This is a genomic window from Mycobacterium paraffinicum (assembly GCF_001907675.1).
Taxonomy (GTDB): Bacteria; Actinomycetota; Actinomycetes; order Mycobacteriales; family Mycobacteriaceae; genus Mycobacterium; species Mycobacterium paraffinicum_A.
In genome coordinates, this window is record NZ_MPNT01000001.1 from 242,724 (window position 1) to 260,118 (window position 17,395).

The 17,395-nt window shown below is 60.7% G+C and carries 19 protein-coding genes; 3 read left to right on the forward strand and 16 right to left on the reverse strand.

Annotated elements, in window-relative coordinates; translation table 11 throughout:
• Positions 1-270 precede the first annotated feature (270 nt).
• From BRW65_RS01140 to BRW65_RS01150, 3 genes are all read right to left on the reverse strand, one after another.
• On the reverse strand, positions 271-693 hold the full coding sequence (locus BRW65_RS01140) for a hypothetical protein (RefSeq protein ID WP_073870242.1): 423 nt from the start codon (positions 691-693) through the stop codon (positions 271-273).
• A 138-nt stretch (positions 694-831) separates the two neighbouring features.
• Complete coding sequence (locus BRW65_RS01145) at positions 832-2,136, reverse strand: acyl-CoA dehydrogenase family protein (RefSeq protein ID WP_347876607.1); 1,305 nt, start codon at positions 2,134-2,136, stop codon at positions 832-834.
• A complete protein-coding gene (locus tag BRW65_RS01150; RefSeq protein WP_073870244.1) occupies positions 2,097-3,227 on the reverse strand; it encodes an acyl-CoA dehydrogenase family protein in 1,131 nt (376 codons plus the stop codon). The genes BRW65_RS01145 and BRW65_RS01150 overlap by 40 nt, the downstream gene beginning before the upstream one ends.
• A gap of 202 nt (positions 3,228-3,429) precedes the next feature.
• On the opposite strand from BRW65_RS01150, the gene BRW65_RS01155 reads away from it, so the two are divergent.
• Genes BRW65_RS01155 through BRW65_RS01165 form a run of 3 tightly spaced genes read left to right on the forward strand, consistent with a single transcriptional unit; the run spans position 3,430 to position 6,192 of the window.
• Complete coding sequence (locus BRW65_RS01155; protein WP_073870245.1) at positions 3,430-4,332, forward strand: enoyl-CoA hydratase; 903 nt, start codon at positions 3,430-3,432, stop codon at positions 4,330-4,332.
• 2 nt (positions 4,333-4,334) lie between these two features.
• Positions 4,335-5,360: an NAD-dependent epimerase/dehydratase family protein gene (locus tag BRW65_RS01160; RefSeq protein ID WP_208611732.1), complete on the forward strand. Its 1,026-nt coding sequence runs from the start codon at positions 4,335-4,337 to the stop codon at positions 5,358-5,360.
• A gap of 10 nt (positions 5,361-5,370) precedes the next feature.
• On the forward strand, positions 5,371-6,192 hold the full coding sequence (locus tag BRW65_RS01165; protein ID WP_073870251.1) for an SDR family NAD(P)-dependent oxidoreductase: 822 nt from the start codon (positions 5,371-5,373) through the stop codon (positions 6,190-6,192).
• A gap of 280 nt (positions 6,193-6,472) precedes the next feature.
• On the opposite strand, the gene BRW65_RS01170 is transcribed toward BRW65_RS01165, so the two are convergent.
• From BRW65_RS01170 to BRW65_RS01230, 13 genes are all read right to left on the reverse strand, one after another.
• Positions 6,473-7,042 carry a hypothetical protein gene (locus BRW65_RS01170; protein WP_073870253.1) on the reverse strand — a complete coding sequence of 190 codons (570 nt, stop codon included), beginning with the start codon at positions 7,040-7,042 and terminating at the stop codon, positions 6,473-6,475.
• Positions 7,043-7,101: 59 nt separating this feature from the next.
• Positions 7,102-7,485: a hypothetical protein gene (locus BRW65_RS01175; protein WP_139272806.1), complete on the reverse strand. Its 384-nt coding sequence runs from the start codon at positions 7,483-7,485 to the stop codon at positions 7,102-7,104.
• A gap of 12 nt (positions 7,486-7,497) precedes the next feature.
• The gene (locus BRW65_RS01180; protein ID WP_073870256.1) at positions 7,498-7,929 is read right to left on the reverse strand and encodes a hypothetical protein; all 432 of its coding nucleotides are present in this window, start codon (positions 7,927-7,929) and stop codon (positions 7,498-7,500) included.
• A 67-nt stretch (positions 7,930-7,996) separates the two neighbouring features.
• Entirely contained in the window at positions 7,997-8,542 is a 546-nt protein-coding gene (locus BRW65_RS01185; RefSeq protein WP_244167946.1) for a hypothetical protein, read from the reverse strand.
• Positions 8,543-8,668: 126 nt separating this feature from the next.
• Positions 8,669-9,358, reverse strand: coding sequence for a hypothetical protein (locus BRW65_RS01190; RefSeq protein ID WP_139272807.1), 690 nt, complete (start codon positions 9,356-9,358; stop codon positions 8,669-8,671).
• A gap of 48 nt (positions 9,359-9,406) precedes the next feature.
• A complete protein-coding gene (locus BRW65_RS01195) occupies positions 9,407-10,312 on the reverse strand; it encodes an MlaD family protein (protein WP_139272808.1) in 906 nt (301 codons plus the stop codon).
• A 38-nt stretch (positions 10,313-10,350) separates the two neighbouring features.
• Complete coding sequence (locus BRW65_RS01200) at positions 10,351-11,355, reverse strand: MlaD family protein (protein WP_208611733.1); 1,005 nt, start codon at positions 11,353-11,355, stop codon at positions 10,351-10,353.
• Positions 11,352-12,449 (reverse strand): MlaD family protein, encoded by a 1,098-nt coding sequence (locus BRW65_RS01205; protein ID WP_084187678.1) that lies wholly within the window; start codon positions 12,447-12,449, stop codon positions 11,352-11,354. Before BRW65_RS01205 ends, BRW65_RS01200 begins: the two co-directional genes overlap by 4 nt.
• Positions 12,449-13,417, reverse strand: coding sequence for an MlaD family protein (locus BRW65_RS01210; protein ID WP_208611734.1), 969 nt, complete (start codon positions 13,415-13,417; stop codon positions 12,449-12,451). The genes BRW65_RS01205 and BRW65_RS01210 overlap by 1 nt, the downstream gene beginning before the upstream one ends.
• Positions 13,405-14,469 (reverse strand): MlaD family protein, encoded by a 1,065-nt coding sequence (locus BRW65_RS01215; RefSeq protein ID WP_073870266.1) that lies wholly within the window; start codon positions 14,467-14,469, stop codon positions 13,405-13,407. Before BRW65_RS01215 ends, BRW65_RS01210 begins: the two co-directional genes overlap by 13 nt.
• A complete protein-coding gene (locus tag BRW65_RS31120) occupies positions 14,463-15,506 on the reverse strand; it encodes an MlaD family protein (protein ID WP_073870947.1) in 1,044 nt (347 codons plus the stop codon). Before BRW65_RS31120 ends, BRW65_RS01215 begins: the two co-directional genes overlap by 7 nt.
• A 15-nt stretch (positions 15,507-15,521) precedes the next feature.
• On the reverse strand, positions 15,522-16,301 hold the full coding sequence (locus BRW65_RS01225; RefSeq protein ID WP_073870269.1) for an ABC transporter permease: 780 nt from the start codon (positions 16,299-16,301) through the stop codon (positions 15,522-15,524).
• Between the two features lie 89 nt (positions 16,302-16,390).
• A complete protein-coding gene (locus BRW65_RS01230) occupies positions 16,391-17,254 on the reverse strand; it encodes an ABC transporter permease (RefSeq protein ID WP_073870272.1) in 864 nt (287 codons plus the stop codon).
• Positions 17,255-17,395: the final 141 nt, after the last annotated feature.

Sequence of the window (17,395 nt, forward strand, 5' to 3'; positions counted from 1 at the left end):
TACGGTACGTGGCGTAGCAAATGAAGGTATTGCCGTTCGCGTCCAGCCCGAATGGGTAGAGCCTGGCGGCCTGGCACTGTGCACCTTCGACTGCGCCGGTCCTCAGATGTTCGACACAATTTGGTCCATCACAAGGGGCCGCAGAGGCCGGCGTGGGTACGAGCACGGAACCGGCCGTGAGCCACGCAGTCACCACTCCGATCATCAACCGGCATGCGAATCGCTGTCTCATTTCTCATCCCCCGTAGGAAGTGGTTGGGGCCGCGACGCTCAGCTAGCGCCGGGAGGAGACATGGGCGGCATCCATCTCGGCATCTCGCCTTTGTAATACCCCTTAGCCGTGCAGGTGGTTTCTCCTGCATCAGCGATGGCCTCACACAGCAGGCTTCCGCGGGTCCAGATTCGGACGATCACCCACTTGTAGCGCACCGGAGATTGCCACGTGACGTGCAGCGTCGTGTCGACGCTGTGAGGGTCAGCCACTGCGGCGTTCATTCGCCACGGCAGCGCAACGTTCTGCAGGGCGACCGGCCCGGAGAGGTCGGCGTAGTCGACGTTCACCGAAGTGAGAGAGGGCGATTGTGCCACTACTTCGTATGTCACGAACTCCTCGGCGCGAGCGACCCCAGGGGTGCTCACCGCCGCGAAGCAGCCCACGATCAGCGCTATCGCGACTCGCAAGGTGGTGGTCATGGGATTGCGCTCCTCGGGCCTGCAATTCGACCACCATAATGAAGGTCCGCGCGAAACGTTCGAGGTCCCGAGACAAATTTCTGACGTAATTTAGGTAAGCCGGCTTTGGCGGTTGGTCGCCCGTTCCTGCGCGTCATGTCAGCCAGCTGTCCACTTCTGGGCGTCGCGCAGGACGTCTTTGAACGGCTTTTCATTGTCGTAGCTCGGCTCACGGGGTAGGCCCAGGACGCGTTCACTGATGATGTTGCGCTGGATCTGGTTGCTGCCGCCCGCGATCGCGAACTGTCGCCCGTAGACGTAGTTGCTGGCCGCCCTGTCGCCTGCCGAACCGGGGCTGCGCCAGGCGATGGCGTTGCGTCCACCGATCTGCATGCCGGCGATTGCGCGGTCAGGGCCCCGTGTGCCGATCGACAACTTGATCAGTGCGGACGTGGCAGGGTTGGCCGCACCGCTCATGAGGCGCGCGGTGACTCGGCGGGTGAGGACTTCATGGACCCAGTCCTTGGTGCGTTGCGCCGCGATCGCCGGACCCGATCCGCGGCCGCGCGCCGTTTCGCAGCGGGACGCAATACCATTGCCCGCCAACTCGACGAGATCAGAAGCATGCTTACTGCGGGATTCCGAGGTAGATGGGGACAGGTCGATGTGGCCGGCTCCGCGCTCGAACATGAGCATCGAATTCGCGACCTTCCAGCCGTCGTTCACTGAACCGATGACCATCTCGTCGCCAAGCACGACGTTGTCAAGAAATTCCTCGCAGAACTCCTCGCTGCCGTTGACCTGACGTACCGGGCGCACAGTGACGTGCTCGTCACGCAACGGCACTTTGAACCACGTGAGCCCGCGGTGCTTGGGCACATTCTGATCCGTTCGGGCCAAACAGATCCCGTAGTCGGCGTGAATTGCGCCAGACGACCACAGTTTGGTGCCCTGCAGGATCCACTTGTCGCCGTCGCGACGGGCCTGGGTGCGAATCCCGGCGAGGTCCGACCCAGCGTCTGGCTCGGACAGGAGCTGGACCCAGATGTCCTCACCCCGCAGCACGCGCGGAATCCACTCGCACTTTTGCTGCTCAGCGGCATTGTGCAGCAAGGTCGGCAGAACGACCCGCATCGTCACGATCGAGGCGATGCCTGCAGGCAGCGGAACATCGTAGCCGGCGGATTCGTCGACCCAGACCTGCTGATGGGCGTTGCTGAGCCCCTGACCGCCGTATTCAGTCGGGACATTGATGCCGAGGTAACCCGCGTCGTACACCTTCCTCTGCGCTATTCGACCTGCGGCGACTTCCTCGGCGGCAACCTCGGTCGGAATACCGTCGGCTTCACCACTGCGCCGCGGGAGATTCGCCGACAGCCATTCCCGCATCGCGGCACGGTACGCGTCTAGTTCGTTCGCCTTGCTCACAACGCACACGCCTCGCAGATTCGCTCGTAGTGCCACGCCTTCTCACACCACATGCTTGTCGTGGTCCGAATGCGCCGCATGTACAGATGAAGGTCGTGCTCCCACGTGAAGCCGATACCGCCGTGCACCTGCAGGCACTCTTGGGCAATCTCAGTGGCGTACTCGTCCACATACGCCGCGGTCATCGAGACGATCTCGGCGGCATCGCCGGCGCGGCGGTCGACCACTTGTGCGGCCTCGGCCGTGGCCGCTTTGCAGCTCTCAAGGTAGAGCAGCAGGTCTGCCATGATGTGTTTGATCGCCTGAAACGACCCGATCGGGCGACCGAAGGCGATCCGATCTTTCGAGTACTGAACCGTCATGGAGAACATCGCATCGAGCGCGCCCACGGTTTCCGCGCACGCCAGCACCACAGCGATTTGCAGCTGGCGCTCCAGGCTTTCGTGCGCGTCGATATCGTCCGCGCCGAGGAGAGCCGCGGCCGGAAGGCGCACATCGTCGAATGACACGTCTGCGATGCGCCGGGAAAGGTCGTAGCACGTCAGCGCTTCGACACCCACGCCGGCGGACCCGGTTGGCACAATAACCTGAACCGGCTCGCCGTCACACCGACCGACCGCGAGCAAGTAGTCGGCCGACTGCGCTTCGGGGACGAAGCCGCGCACGCCACGAAGCACGACTTGCGAGCCATCCCGCGACACCTCCAGCCCCCCTCCCGAGTCCCACTCACCCCCGGAGTCGAAAGGCGCCCACGTCATAACGGCTTCAGCGGCGGCGATCTTGGGCAGAAAATCTTCGCGTTGCGCATCAGTGCCGAACTCCGAAATCGCAGCGCCGACCACATTCATCGGGATGAACGGTCCTGGTTGTAGGTAGCGCCCCACCGAGTCAGCGATCGTCGCGACGTCGATGAGCGGGTGATTTGTCATGCTGCCCCCGCCGTATTTCTCGGCGATCAACATCGAGTACCACCCCAGGTCCGCCGTTTGGGACAGCCACGTTCTGTCGTAGCCGCTCGGATCGTCGTGCAGCGTCCGGGCAACCGACAGCGGCAGTTGCGCTTCGATGAACTGGGTGGTGGTCTGACGCAGCATCCGCTGCTCTTCGGTCAGGTTCTCGTCGTACATTTTGCGGCGTCCCTCTAGTCCGTCGTCGCCGCCGCACGAGTCCGGCGGACCGCGGCGAAGTGGTTTGCCCCACACGTCTGGCACGCTAAAGTTTATACCGCGTAGATAATAGCCGGTCGGTGATCATCCATTCACGGACGGCAGCCCAGATATCGACCGCGGGCGCATACACGGTGAACAGCATCGGAAAAGAGGGACGGCTATGGCCGATTACAAGTACCTGCTCGTCGAGCGGCACGACGACGGGCGAGTGGTGAGGATATTGCTCAACCGTCCGGCAACGCGAAACGCCCAGAACCGCGGCATGCTGGTCGAGCTCAACGAAGCATTCCTGGAGGCTGAGGCCGACGACGACGTACGGGTCATCATTCTCGGCGGCACCGGGAAGATGTTCTCCGCCGGTCACGACGTGGTGTCTCCCGAAGCCCAGGAGGAATATCTTCCCGGCCCGAATCAGCATCCGTCGTGGAAGGTCAACGGCGGCACCCGGCGAGGCGCGGAGTCCCTGATGTTGCAGGAATGGCACTACTTCTTTCAGAACACGCTGCGCTGGCGCAACCTTCGCAAGATCACCATCGCCCAGGTACACGGCAAGGTCTATTCCGCCGGCCTCATGTTGATGTGGGCATGTGATCTGATCGTGGCCGCCGACAACACAGAGTTCGCCGATGTGGTCGGCACCCGCATGGGCATGTGCGGCATGGAATACTTCGCTCATCCATGGGAATTCGGCCCCCGCAAAACCAAAGAGCTGATGCTGACCGGCGACTCCATATCCGCGAGCGACGCGTTCGCGCTCGGCATGGTGGCCAAGGTCTTTCCCACCGATCACCTCGGCGACATGACGCTGGACTTCGCCCGACGAGTTGCCGAGGTTCCGACGGTGGCGGCCCTGTTGGTCAAGGAATCGGTTAATCAAACCGTCGACAACATGGGCTTTCACAACTCGCTCAACGCATGCTTCTCACTGCACGAGCTCAACCATGCGCACTGGGCACAGCTGCACGACGATGGAAATCCCATGGCCAAGCCCGAAGACGGCGTACCCGAATGGGGTAAGACACCTCCGGTGGTGCGGGCGCAGCGCGACAAGGTCAGAGACTAATCGTGGCCGAGAAGTCACTCAGGGTTGCGGTCACCGGACCGACCGGTACGTTCGGCTTCGGTCTCATCCCGCTTCTGGAGGCAGACGACCGCATCGGTGAAATCATTGGGATCGCCCGAAGTCCTTTCGAACCCAGCGAACACGGCTGGTCGAAGATGATCTACCGGCCGGGGGACGTACGCAACCCTGACCAGCTGGCCGCGGCGTTCGAGGGCGCCGACGTCGTCGTACACCTCGCCTTCGCCATCACCGGTTCGCCGAAAGATCCCGCGACCTATGCGATCAACATCGATGGCACCTTGAATACCTTCAAGGCGGCCGCAGCCGCAGGTGCGAAGCGCTTTGTGTTCGCCTCGACGATCTCGGCGATCGGATTCGACCCAGAGATGCCGTACGGGGTCACCGAGGAGTGGGCACCCAGGCCGATCAAATACTTCGATTACGCGCGCCAGAAAGCCGACCTCGAACGAGCTCTTACCGAACTCGAAGCCGACACCCCTGGTATCGATCTCTACATGCTCCGTACGCCGGGCGTGATGGGTCCCCACCTCATCGGGCACAAGAGCAGTGGCAACGGCTTGCGGCGCCTGCGAGGCTTCATCGACCGCAATCGCCGACTGCCGTTCCGGATCCCAATGCCCGTGCCTCGCTTCGAGACTCAGGCCATTCACGAGGACGACGTCGGGTCGGCGTTCGTGCAGTGCATCTTCGGTGCCGGCGAACCCGGGGTGTATCACATCTGTAGCGAAGGCGTGATCAGCAGCGAGGACATCGCCCGCATCTTCGGCTTTCGTCCACTGCCGTTCGGAAAGAATCTGCTTTATCGGGCGATGAGCCGGATCGCCGCCTCCACTCGATTCCGCTTCGTCCCGGATTTCGCGTCGGTCGCCGAGCTGTACAGCGTGCCGCTCATCATGGATTCCACGAAGGCGAAACAACGACTCGGCTGGACACCCAAATGGAACGTCGTCGACACCTACGTCGACACCCTGGTAACTAAATCGGGTGCCACGAGCACCGATAGCTAGACTGCCAACAATGATTGACCGCAGCGGCGACGGTCGCCTGGAAGGGCGAGTTGCGCTCGTGACGGGGGCGGCGCGTGGCCAAGGCCGCTCGCACGCTCTCGCCCTGGCCGGCCTGGGCGCCACCGTCGTCGCGCTGGACGTCCCGGCCGCGATGAGCAGCATCCGATATCCGCTAGCCAGCAGCGATGACCTGAAAGAAACCTGCGCTCTCGTCACCGCGGCCGGCGGGGCGTGCGTCCCGGTGGAGGCCGATGTGCGCGACGCCGCCGCCGTTGACGCCGTTGTGCGTACCGCAGTGGCCGATCTCGGAAGCCTCGATGTGCTCGTTGCCAATGCCGGAATCGTCTCGCCGCCGGCGAAGCTTTGGGAGACCACGGACACGATGTGGGCCGAGTTGGTTGGCACGAATTTGACGGGCGTCTTTCATTGCCTGCGCGCCGCCGTTAAACCCATGCGTGAGTTGGGCTTCGGCCGCATCGTCGTCACGTCGTCAATGGGCGGACGCATGGGCTTGCCCGACATCAGTGCCTACAGCGCCACTAAGTGGGGGGTCATCGGCATGGCGAAATCGCTCGCCCTCGAGGTTGCGAAGGAGGGCGTCACCGTCAACGTGGTATGCCCGTGCACGGTGGACACCCCGATGGCGATGCCGGCAGGAAGGATCCCCGACGAGGCGATCGTGGCGCGAGCCACCCGGGTCAACCCGATACCGGAACCGTGGCTCGAGGCCGAGGACGTCACACGAGCAGTCGTGCACCTCGTCACCGACCCCGGCGTGCTTTCCGGCGTGGTGATGGAGATCGGACTGGGCTCGAGCGCGCGGCTCCATTGACCGGCGGGCCCGAGCTGTTGGCTTGTCGGCCGGCATACCACCCGACAGATGCAGGAAGCGCGACGCTGGCGAATTCTCCGGCGCCACAGTCCATTCAGAGGCTGACCGCTACGGCATGCCGGCATGCTGCCACTCATTGTGGCCACCCGGCCCCGTCAGGGGCAGCCCGATGAACGTCATGTCGGCCCATACGTCCCACCGTTGACCAAGTGGGGGGCGGCATCCGCCCATGATGGTTCAAGGACCGATTGCAATCCGACTGGACAACGGCTGAACGTCATCACGGGGGGCAGGTCCCGTAACTGTTGCAGATATAGGAGTTCCTGTCGCCCCACGATTTGAACCACGTCCCATTCGGCGTCGTCAGAAACTTGAATTCGCCGTGTTCGCAGTAGGTGTTTCCCTCGGGAGTGACCGCACAGGTCGTCTCACCCGAGCCCGGGGTGGCGTAGGTGACATAGCTGCCCGGCGGCAGCGGACGTTGGGCTTGACCGCCGGGAAACTGGATGGCGGCCGTCCAGCCGTGGTGCACCGAGCGGTTCCCGTTGAACCAGGCGATGTGGCGTTCACCGGGAGGCATTCCGGGGATATCACCGGTACAGCCGAAGCTTCCCCAAGTCCAGATGCCGCAATTGAGACCGGTGGGCGACAAGAACCAGACACCAGAATTGTTGGGAAGGAAGAAATCGTCGGCGGGCAGTTGGTTGTACCACGCCGTGATCGTGTCCACAGCCGGGAAGGGCGATATCGATGGATCAGGGGCCGGATCGGCGCGCCCGGGAATCGCAGCGCTCAGCGTCAACGCGATGGCAGAACCGATCGCTATCAGCCATCGAGGGCGCAGTGGCATTGAGCGCGTCCTCCTGGTAAACGACGTTGCGGCACAGTGAATGTTGCCTTTCATGGCGGTCACGAGTTCTCGAAGCCAGTCGTGCCGTAACAGGCCGCGTCCCCCACATCGAGGGTGTTCGCGCAGCGAACGACGTTCCCGAAGTAGACGCGTACCGTCACCCACCTGTTCGGTGCGGCAGCCCACCGCCAGTCAGCCCGGATCTCGGCGACATCGGTTCCCAAGCTTGCCGGATTGTCCAGCATCACCGTCGTTCGCCACGGAAGTGGCACCTTCGGCCGAGCTTCGCGCGCGTGTCCGTCGAAGAATTCAACGTTCGCCGAGCCGATGTCGGCTGACACGACCTCGTAGGTGACGGGGACCGCGGCGTGAGCGGTTGGGGCGGACAACAGGTCGCAAACGGGCGCGATTGTCCCAACAACCACTGCGGGAAAGCGACTCATCAATCCACTCCCTCACGCGCCGGCTAACACCACTGCGGTCAACCAGTAACCAGTTCGTTCATTCAACTGCATGTTCGCGCCGAAATCCGTGTAGGCGCAATCGGGAATCTTGTTGTATCCCTGCAATATCAGCGCCTTGATCGAGTCGGCATCGTTCGTTGAGGCCCCTTGGAGCAGGGTGGCCTTCGTGCCGCGGTAGCCAAGGATCTTCAGGCCCGTCAGCGGGTCGGTGATCGGCGTTTGCGTCGCCTGGTGATCGATGTAGTTCTGCGTCGACTGATTAATCTTGGTCGCAACCTTCTCGATAATCGGATCGCCGCGAAGCGCTCCGCACGAGGTTCCGGCGCGGACCTGATCGACCGCCGAGCGCAGATTGTCGGTAGCGTCAGCACCCGCGGAAGGCGCTGGCGCGAAACCGACGCCTAGGAGCATGATCGTCGCCATGACCGGCGCGATCCCGCGCCCACGCCGGCCATCCACTCGCCTCAACATTTGTTCTCTCACAACGCGCTCACCAGCACACGTGCGATCGATTGATCTCGCTGCCCGCACGCTTGAGCAGCTGTACCGACGGTCCTGTGAACCAGTCGGGCTGGTGGGCCTTGATGCCGTTGTTGACGTTGCCCAGGTTTTGCCACAACACGTAAAAGCTGTGCGCCTGAAACAGCGGCAGGTAAATGTCGCCCGCGTAGTCGTTGTTTATCGTGAATGCCTGCACTCGTGGGGTGATGAAATCCATTGACCGATCGATATTTCCAGTGACGATGTCGGCCTGCTGTTGGACGGAACCGAAGCTGTAATCCGAGTCGGTGGCCGCTCCGGTCCGGATACCCGGCCCGTTCTGCTGTAAGCGGTTGAACTGCAGCCTGTCGATTTGATCGATCAGAACTCCGTATTGAGGGGTGTACCACTGGCACAGTTCACGCTCAGCATTGATGTCTGCTTCGGTGACGAGATGGCGTGTCTTGTCGTAGGGAAACGGAAACTTTGGCACCCAGTTCGTGGGCTTCACGACGACGACCGGAAGCGGCCGGATCAGTTGGTCATCGGACGGCATCTCGCCACCGGACCCTGGGTCGGCCCCTGACGTGGCACAGGACGCCATTGCGACCGCGAGCACAGCCACGATGCGGCGGGCGAACGCGATCGTTTCCCGCCGAAGAGCCGTCGCCATGGCGGCCTCCTATCGTCCCTCTACCGCGGCGCCGATACCGCCTACGTCGGTTATCTGCCAGTTTTTCCCGCTGTCGATGGTCACGCTGTAGGTGGCAGTGGACTGGAGGGGGTCGGGACCCTGCGCCGTCCTGGTCATCACACTGACGAACGCATCGACGATATAAGCGCCGCCGACCTTCGACCGCACCTTGGCCGAAAGTGGCCGTGCGGTCGAATTCCATTGCAGCGGAACGAGGATCTGCTCCATCTGGTCCGCCGCTGCGCCAAGCCTTTCCTTGAGTTCAGGACTGGTTCCGGCTACGAGCTTGGCCTTCCAGGCCGGAAGGTCTTTGAAGTTCATCGCCGCGGCGTTTGTCGCGTAGTCGAGGGCGATCTTCTCGGCTCGCTTGGTGTCCGCCACTTCTCGCGCTTGTCCGTCGAGGTCACGTTTCGCGCCGATGTACAACCACGTCATCACGCCGATGCCGGCAACGAGAGCAGCGATCAAGCCACCGACGAGAAGTGTGCGAACCGAAATCGAGGCCTGCAATCGCCTTCGTTCGGCCTTGGGTTCATCCACGACGCGAGGCTCTCCGTCATCCTTCGACGCGTCCTGCTCGGGCGCATCGGTCGCGGTCGTCTCGTGCTCGTCGGTCTCCTGACCGACTGCCTCGGACGCGGCTTGTTCTTTGTGGTCTGCCGTTTCATCGGTCATCATGGGATTTCTGGACTCTCATTCGTTACTCAACGTGGGGTCTCAACGGTCCTAAGGAACGTCGACGTGCAAGGTGATGGTGCCGTCGGCAGGCACCGACTCCAGAACGTTGGACAACATCTGACCGGTATCGAAGTTCATCAGGGAGCCTGCAATGCCCTGAAGGTGCGGCAGAAGCGCTTCGCCGAGCACCTTGATATCACCGCCGTTGTCGTCCAGGAGCTTCTGGATCCGGTCGATCAGACGATTCACCTCGTCGTAGATGGCGACTCCCCCCAGGGGCCGGTCAATTTCCAGACCTGAGAAAAGAATTCCGGCAGACAGGCCGACAGTCCGGAACCCAGGGCTGATGTCGGCAAGCAACGGCCCAACCCAGTTGGCGTTCCGCAGCAGCGTTTGGAAGTTGTCGAGCAGAGCACGACCGCGGCCGTTCATGTCCGCAGTGACGTTCCTGAGCAACAACGCCGTGCGCGAAAGATTGGGCAGCACAAGGCTCGGATCGGGCAGTCCGCTGTCTAATTCGCCGACGACCCGCTTGAGCGCTTGTGGATCGGCCTGATTCAAGACTCGGGTGATGCTGACGGCCAACTCCGAAATTGACGGTGCTTGGGCGATCCTTTCCGTGGCGATGCGCTGACCGTCGCGCAACATGGGGCCGTGTTCGACCCGCGGAACCAATCCTATGTACGGCTCACCCAGCGCTGAAAGGCTCTCGAGTCGCACTTCGGTATCCACAGGGACCTGGTACCGGTCGTCGATGTAGAAATCTATGGTCGCATCGTTCAAAGATGACTTGATGCCGGTTACTTTGCCGACGGGAACACCTCGCAGCAGAACGTTGGAATCTAGCAGGATTCCGTTGATGTCGGCGACCTGCATGGAGAGGTTCGTTCGCTTAGACGGCGGCGCAATTCGGACACCGAGCGACCAGATATACCCGACGCCGAGAATGATCATCCCCGCGAATGCAATAAATGTGAGGAAATCTCGTTTTCTCACGGCGCCGCACCCAAAATCCGCAACACATCCGTCACATTTCCCGATAGTTCACGACCGTCGGGGCCAACGATCGAGGTGATGTTGATCGCCGGGTACTTGTCTTCCGGTAGGAATGTATCGGTGAACAGCTTGTGCCACGCCGGCCACTCGTCCTCGAAGGCCCATTTGGAACGTCGTAATGCATCGGTCGACGCAACGGCTGACTCCAGGAATGGCACCAGCCAGTATCCGCCTGTGTAAACGCTTCCGACGGATGGGAAGAGCCGCCCTAAGTAGTTGGAAGTCTGCATCGCACGGTCGAAACCCCGCATTCCCCTGGGGGAAAACCAATACTGCGCCGACGAAAGGCGATCGTGCAGGATCGTTCCGGTTTCGGACACGCTGTTGAGCAGACGGTCAACAACATCGATGTTGTCCGACAGATCGCCGAGGTCAGCGGAGACCCGCGAAGCCAGGTTGCGAAGCGCGGGTTCCGGTGGCGTTATCCGGTTTACGCCAATGATCGTATTCTGCAGCCGCTGGATGGACCCGCTCGACACAAAGTCGGCGAGATGCGCCAGCGTGTCTTCCAGTTGCGGCGGAGATGTGGTCTGCCCCAGCATAATTGTGCTGCCGGGCGTCAATCGCGGTGCCGGCGGTTGGTCATCAGGTGGGCTGAGGCTCAGATAGATGTCACCGAGGACGGTGGCTTGTTCCAAGGCGGCGTGGATATTTGACGGGATAGAAACGCTGGGGTCGATCTTCGCCGTGACATCCACCTGCCGACTAGTGACCTTGACACCGGTGACGGTGCCGACCTCAGTACCACCCATCACCACCTTTGCGCGATCAGGCAGGTTGAGCACATTCTCGAATTGCAGCGTGATCTCGTATCCGCCCCGGTAGCTTTTGCCCGGTTGAGGCAACGAATTCACATTCAGGGCGCTACACGCCGATGACGTGGCGGACACCACTACGGTGGTGGCGACGGCCGCCGCGACGGTACGCAACCGGCGGTTCATCGATTCGCCGCCTGGGTCAGCACGTATTGCAAAAGTGCGACGTCGACGGCATACGGCGTGCCCTGGACGTTGGCGCAGCTACCGGGCATGCGTGCATTCATGATGTTGCACATCCCAACTCCGTCGGGCGTCCGGATGCGGTACATGGGAGGCCGATACCTAATGACGTGGCGAGCCGCGTGCGCGTTTAAGTAATTGGCGGCCGTATTGATCCACCACGGCACAGGATTGAGAAGGTTGGCCAGCCGGGGGGCGTGCGCGGACAACTTCCGCAACGCCACCGACGTCGCATCAAAAGTAGACTGCATGGGCTCGCCAAGCGTGACTTCGATATCCGAAGCCATCTTGAAAAGGTATAGGGTGCCAAAAAGCTGTTGACCAACAGGTTTGACCACCCTGATGATGTTGGGCAGCGTCCTTTGCAGATCCAGCAAGATTTCCTTTATCGGTCCGCTCAATTCTCTAACAAATGTCGTCAGTTGAGCGAGATTGGCAATCACGGACGCGATCGAACTAATCGCTTGGTCAGGGCTGTCGAGGACAGCTGCCATATTGGTCATCAGCTGGTTGAATCGCGGGCCCGTCGCATGCAATGCCTGATCAAGTCCACGAACGGTGTCGGCCACGTTTGTCGAACCATCGGGGCTGATCGAGTTGATCAGTTTAGTGGTGGAGGCGACCACTTGCGACAGGCTCTTGGGTGTAAAGGAACGGTTCAGAGGGATGCAGGTGCCGGCGGCAAGTTTTGGAGCCGATCCCGGGGTCCCGACCAATTCCAGGGTTCGATCGGTGAGAAGTGAAGTCGATCTGATGACAGCCTTGACGTCTGCGGGAAATTGGCGGGGCTGGGTCACGGTGAATTCCACTCGGATACCGGAGTTTCCCGGCGAGACCGATTTGACAGTGCCGATCGGGTAACCCATCTGCGTAACCGGATTTCCCGCGTACAGACCGACAGCATCGGGCATTATCGCGCAATAGTCGACGCTCGTAGACTTCGACGAGCTACACGAGCTGGCAATGGGCACCGCCACGACGGCGGCCACCGCGATGGCAGCGACACGACGCATATGGCGTGAGAGTGGGCATACCATCAGCACGGACTCCCAGGCATCGGCATACACAGATCGGTGGCCAGCAAGTCCGGCGGCGCATTCTCGGCGTCGAACACTCGCTGGAATTTGTTCTCGATTAGCCGTAGTGACCGGATTACAGCACCGTTGTGCTCCGCCCACATTCGCGCGGTTTCGAGGTAATGTCGCACCTTCTCCATAAAGTCGGCGCGATGGTCCCGGTAAAAATATGCGATGGGAGATAGCTGACCGAGAACGTCTGCGAACGCCGTTATACCGTCACCAAATTTCTTCCCGTAGATCACAAGCGTTTGAATGGCGATCGAGATCTTGCGAACAAGTACTCTGATTCCATCCCGGTAGCCGTTCAACGCGCTGACGTACTCGTTGGAGAACTTGAGGATCTCAGTGAGCTGACCACGTTGTTTCTGAATTGTCGACACTAAGCTGTTGCCCGCGTCGATCAGTGAGGAGATAGCCTCTACGTTGTCACCGGTGAGCCCTTTTTGGAGTTGATCCAGTGTTTGTTTGAGCGGGTTACCCTGGAGATTGTCGGTGAGCTTGGTGGTGTCCGCGAGCGCAGTCATCAAGTTGTAGGGCATTTTCACCCGCGCCAGCGGAATTGGTTCAGAACCCAGGGGTTTGTCGCCCAACGACACGAGGTTCACGTAGTAGCCGCCCACGACGGTGAGCATGCGGACCTCTACCTGCGATTGATCCCCGACGAATGCGTGACCGTCGACTTTTGCCCGGACACGCACCCGGTCTGGTTCCAACGACAGATCCGATACCTTGCCGACATTGATGCCTGCAATCCGCACCACGTCGCCCGAGTGGACCGACGCGGCATCGTCGGTGTAGAAGGTCACCATCTTCTGACCAGGAGGACTTATGTAAAGCCAAGCGGCGACGAGCGACACCACGGTGGCGAGCACCAACGCGCCGGCCCCCCACGCGGTCGGGTTTCGCAACAGTTTCAGCGGTTGCATAGCACCACCCTTTGTCCGTTCAACAGGACATCCATCTGTTCTGGAAGTTGGAAACGGCCCCGGGAGCACGGCAGCGGCTCATTGGGCGCAGCCGGCGGTCCGATGGTCTCCCACATGACCGGCACGAGCTTGAACGCATCGATGAACTGATCGATGTTGCCGAAAAACCGGTCCATTCCTTGGTTGATGTTCGTGACGTTGGAGTCCAAAGCGACATCGGGGTTCTGATAGATGAAGCTTTCGGCGCTGTTGCCCTGCACCGGGAATCCGATGTTGGTCAGAACCGCCGTTAGGGGCTTCAAGAAATCGGTGCTGTATAGCTCGGTCTTGCGGAATTCGTCCAACACGTCAAGCACCCCGTCCAGCGGCCGGTTGATCCACTCGAGCATCTGGACCATGTCCTGTGACTTGCCACCCATTGCGTCGGCGACGACGGAGAGATTGCGCATCAGCATGGCAATGACTTCTTGGCGATCGGACACGAACCTGGTGAGATTCTGGATGCTCTTCAGCATGGGCCCGAGGCCGTCGCCGTCACCGGCCAGAAAAGACGCGGCATTCTGGGCAAACCTGTTGACTTCCTCGGGATCGAGAGTCGCGAGCACAGGTTGGAGCCCGTTGAACAATCTGGTCACGTCGAAAGACGGCGAAGTCATCGCCACAGGTAGGTGTTGGACCAGGTCCGCTTCCTTGTATGTCTCCGCCGAGTTCACGACATCGACGTACCGCGAGCCCGTCAGAGACTGATACTTGATGGCGAGCCTCGTGTCGGACACCAATCCAAAGCGGCGGTCGAGGGTGAACCTGACCGCGGCCACGCTCTGCCCGTTGTGGCGCTCCAAGTCGATGGATTGAACTTTTCCGGCAGGGACTCCCCGGACTCGCACGTCGGCGCCCGTGTACAACCCGGACACGTCGGTGAATTCCGCAGTGTAGGAGCGCACCTGTGATGCCACCGGCCGCGTGATGGCACTGGCGAGCAAAATGAGGCAGACAACCGCGACCACGCCGGTCAAGACGAGTCGCCATACCGCGGCAATGGGTTTCACGATGGCCCCCCCAGGGCGTCTATGGGAGCGGCTATACCGGGAAGTTTGTCAAGGACGATCCGAACCTGGAGGGCTCGTTGCTCAGGAGTCCCGCCGTAGAGAGCTTCGAAGCGGCGACGAAGTTCGACCAATGTGTCGCCAACGCCCTCGGGCCGCAGCAACGGGGAGGCCGTGTTTATGATCGATTGAAATCCGTTGATCAGCGGCAGCAGGTCACCCACATGCGAAGACTCGACCTTGCCGACCGACCCGAAGATTCCGTCGACAATCGCATTCCAGTGCGGAACCCCCCATTCCTTGTACCATTGCCTATCGCTGAGATCGCCCATGCCTTCGTGCATCCAGTTGTTATCTCCATGCGTGACGGCGTCGCCTGAATCCGTAATAGCATTCAACAGACCGGGAAGGGTCACGCTTATACCAGTCGCATTCGCCAGCAGCCGTCTTGTCGGCACTGTTTGCACCTCGGCGAGTGTATTGGTGGCGATGAACACCGTCTCGATGAACGGATTTAATGCGTCTGTATACCTGGTGATTCGGTCGACCACGCTGACGAAACGCGGTGTGATCACATTGTTCGATAGTTCACCAAAACGTGTCAGCATCGCTTGCAGCGTGTAATTACCCTTCGGTACGGCGCTTATAAGCACGCCATTATGAAGTGCCCGGCCGCCGACACCCGGCGCTATATTAATTCCGCTGACGCCGAAATAGTTGATCGGCCGGAAGTCAATCTGCATTGTGTCGGTCAAACCTGCGACAGGCGTCTTTTCAAGATCAGCAACCACCCGGATACGGCCCCCCGGAACACTGGTAATTCCCGACACCCGCCCTATTTCGACGCCGTGCATGACCACTGGAGTGCCTTCGATGACGCCCTGGGCGATATACGGGGTGTCGATTGCTATAGAAAGCTGATCGGCGGGCTGACCACGAAACGGATCTGCAATCACCAACCCCGCCGTAACGGCTAATACGCCCGCCACAACCGCGCCGATAATTGTCAGCCTCCGTGTCTCAGTTTCCGCCGATACATGCATTAGCAAACGGATCACCTAGCCCTTGAACACGAATACTGGCTGGAGGCCCCACAGTAGCACGGTGAGTGTGAAATCCATCACCATCAGCATGACCATGCTTGCCCGCACAGCACGCCCGGACGCCCGACCGACACCTTCGGGACCACCTGCAGCGAAGTACCCGTAGTAACAGTGGATCAGTGTCACGACGGCGCAGAAGACGGCGACTTTGATTACCGAGTACGCGAGGTCGCGGGGGGTCAGAAACTCTACGAAGTAGTGGTTGAAGGTCCCCGCGTGCTGGTTATAGAACCTGACAACGACTGTGTCCATTACTACGAAAGTCGCGATCAGTGTCAGCATATATCCTGGAATTACGCATGTCATTGAGCCGATGAGGCGCGTGCCCACGACGAACGGTATTGGGCGTACTGCCATCGATTCAAGCGCCTCAATTTCTTCGCCGATTCGCATCGCACCAATCTCGGCCGTCATACGGCAACCAGTCTGTGCCGAAAACGCGATCCCTCCTACCAGCGGCGCGATTTCTCTGACACACCCCACACCGGAGATCAATCCCGACAGCGCGCCGAACCCGATTTGATTCAAAATCGAGAGCGCCTCGATGGCGAGCGAGCCGCCGAGTGCGACACCGAGGAGGAGCAATACGGATATGACACCACCGTCGACAATGATTGAACCGCGCCCCCACGCAAGACCATTAACCTGCTTCAGGGTTTCCTTCGTATATTTGCGAGCCGTCAGCGGCAACAGCACCAATGCTTGACCGATGAAGAACGTCACTTGTCCTATCATCCGAAGACCTCGAAGCGGCGACGCCACCGCCGCTGTTACTAGCGACGTTGCCCAATACGCCGAAGGCGCCGCGGCTTTCTCGGCCGTCACTATGCCACTTCCATCGGAAAGAACATGGTCTGGAGTTGTGTTATGGCAAGATTCACGAAAACGATGCAGACTACGTTCAGAACAACCGATGAATTCACAGCGTCGGCGACACCCCGCGGACCGCCTTTAGCCTCCATCCCCCGGAGCGAAGAAACCGTGACAACAATCGCGGCGAAGACGAGGGTCTTGCTGATGGCAAAATAAACATCGACCATCTTCGCGAACGATCCGAATGACAGCCAGAAGCCACCTGGGGTCACCTGGGTAAAGTTCACCGACATGATGAACGCGGTCGCCGTCCCCGACACCATGATCAGAATCCCCAAAACTGGAGCGATCGCCATCAACGCCCAGAAGCGCGGCATTACCAAACGGCGCGCGGGATCGATCCCCAGCACCCTCATCGCGTCGAGTTCTTCACGAATCTCTCGTGCCCCCAGGTCTGAGGCAATCGCCGACGCCGCGGCCCCGCCCATCAACAAGCCCGCCGTGATAGGTGCGCCTTGCCGAATGACGCCCACCCCGCTCGCAGCGCCCAGCAACGACGTCGCCCCTAGCTGGTTCACCAAGCCGGACGTCACGACCGTTACCAACGCGCCGAACGGGATGGCCATCAGAAGCGCGGGTACCGCTGTCACCTTGAACAGAGTCCAAGCCTGTACGACCGCCTCGCCAAACGGAAACTTGAGCGACAGCGCATCGGTCACCGAGTAGCGCAGCACGTCAACGAGCAACTGCAAACCGCGACCAGTCGTCGCCGCGCTTCGCATCGGAATGCCGCCCGCGCGAGATGCCGCACGTCTCGCACCGGCGACGATGTGAGGCGATGCTCGCTGCGGCTTGCCTGCGTGGGAAATGGTCATGTTTGAGCGCCGGCATTTCGGCTATTGGCCTGATGCGTGTTGACGCAACGCTGCGTCATCGGCCCCTACCCCCTGAACTTCACACGTCGACACTGCGCGTGCCAAGATTTGCCGAGGATCACCAGCACGCGGCACCTCCAG

Coding starts and splice junctions, on each gene's coding strand:
- BRW65_RS01155 (WP_073870245.1), top strand. CDS start 3,430: ATGGCCGATTACAAGTACCTGCTCGTCGAGCGGCACGACGACGGGCGA.
- BRW65_RS01190 (WP_139272807.1), bottom strand. CDS start 9,358: ATGATGACCGATGAAACGGCAGACCACAAAGAACAAGCCGCGTCCGAG.
- BRW65_RS01210 (WP_208611734.1), bottom strand. CDS start 13,417: ATGCAACCGCTGAAACTGTTGCGAAACCCGACCGCGTGGGGGGCCGGC.
- BRW65_RS01200 (WP_208611733.1), bottom strand. CDS start 11,355: ATGAACCGCCGGTTGCGTACCGTCGCGGCGGCCGTCGCCACCACCGTA.
- BRW65_RS01230 (WP_073870272.1), bottom strand. CDS start 17,254: ATGACCATTTCCCACGCAGGCAAGCCGCAGCGAGCATCGCCTCACATC.
- BRW65_RS01140 (WP_073870242.1), bottom strand. CDS start 693: ATGACCACCACCTTGCGAGTCGCGATAGCGCTGATCGTGGGCTGCTTC.
- BRW65_RS01175 (WP_139272806.1), bottom strand. CDS start 7,485: ATGAGTCGCTTTCCCGCAGTGGTTGTTGGGACAATCGCGCCCGTTTGC.
- BRW65_RS01170 (WP_073870253.1), bottom strand. CDS start 7,042: ATGCCACTGCGCCCTCGATGGCTGATAGCGATCGGTTCTGCCATCGCG.
- BRW65_RS01195 (WP_139272808.1), bottom strand. CDS start 10,312: ATGATCATTCTCGGCGTCGGGTATATCTGGTCGCTCGGTGTCCGAATT.
- BRW65_RS01185 (WP_244167946.1), bottom strand. CDS start 8,542: ATGCCGTCCGATGACCAACTGATCCGGCCGCTTCCGGTCGTCGTCGTG.
- BRW65_RS01165 (WP_073870251.1), top strand. CDS start 5,371: ATGATTGACCGCAGCGGCGACGGTCGCCTGGAAGGGCGAGTTGCGCTC.
- BRW65_RS31120 (WP_073870947.1), bottom strand. CDS start 15,506: ATGCATGTATCGGCGGAAACTGAGACACGGAGGCTGACAATTATCGGC.
- BRW65_RS01205 (WP_084187678.1), bottom strand. CDS start 12,449: ATGGTATGCCCACTCTCACGCCATATGCGTCGTGTCGCTGCCATCGCG.
- BRW65_RS01225 (WP_073870269.1), bottom strand. CDS start 16,301: ATGATAGGACAAGTGACGTTCTTCATCGGTCAAGCATTGGTGCTGTTG.
- BRW65_RS01150 (WP_073870244.1), bottom strand. CDS start 3,227: ATGTACGACGAGAACCTGACCGAAGAGCAGCGGATGCTGCGTCAGACC.
- BRW65_RS01180 (WP_073870256.1), bottom strand. CDS start 7,929: ATGGCGACGATCATGCTCCTAGGCGTCGGTTTCGCGCCAGCGCCTTCC.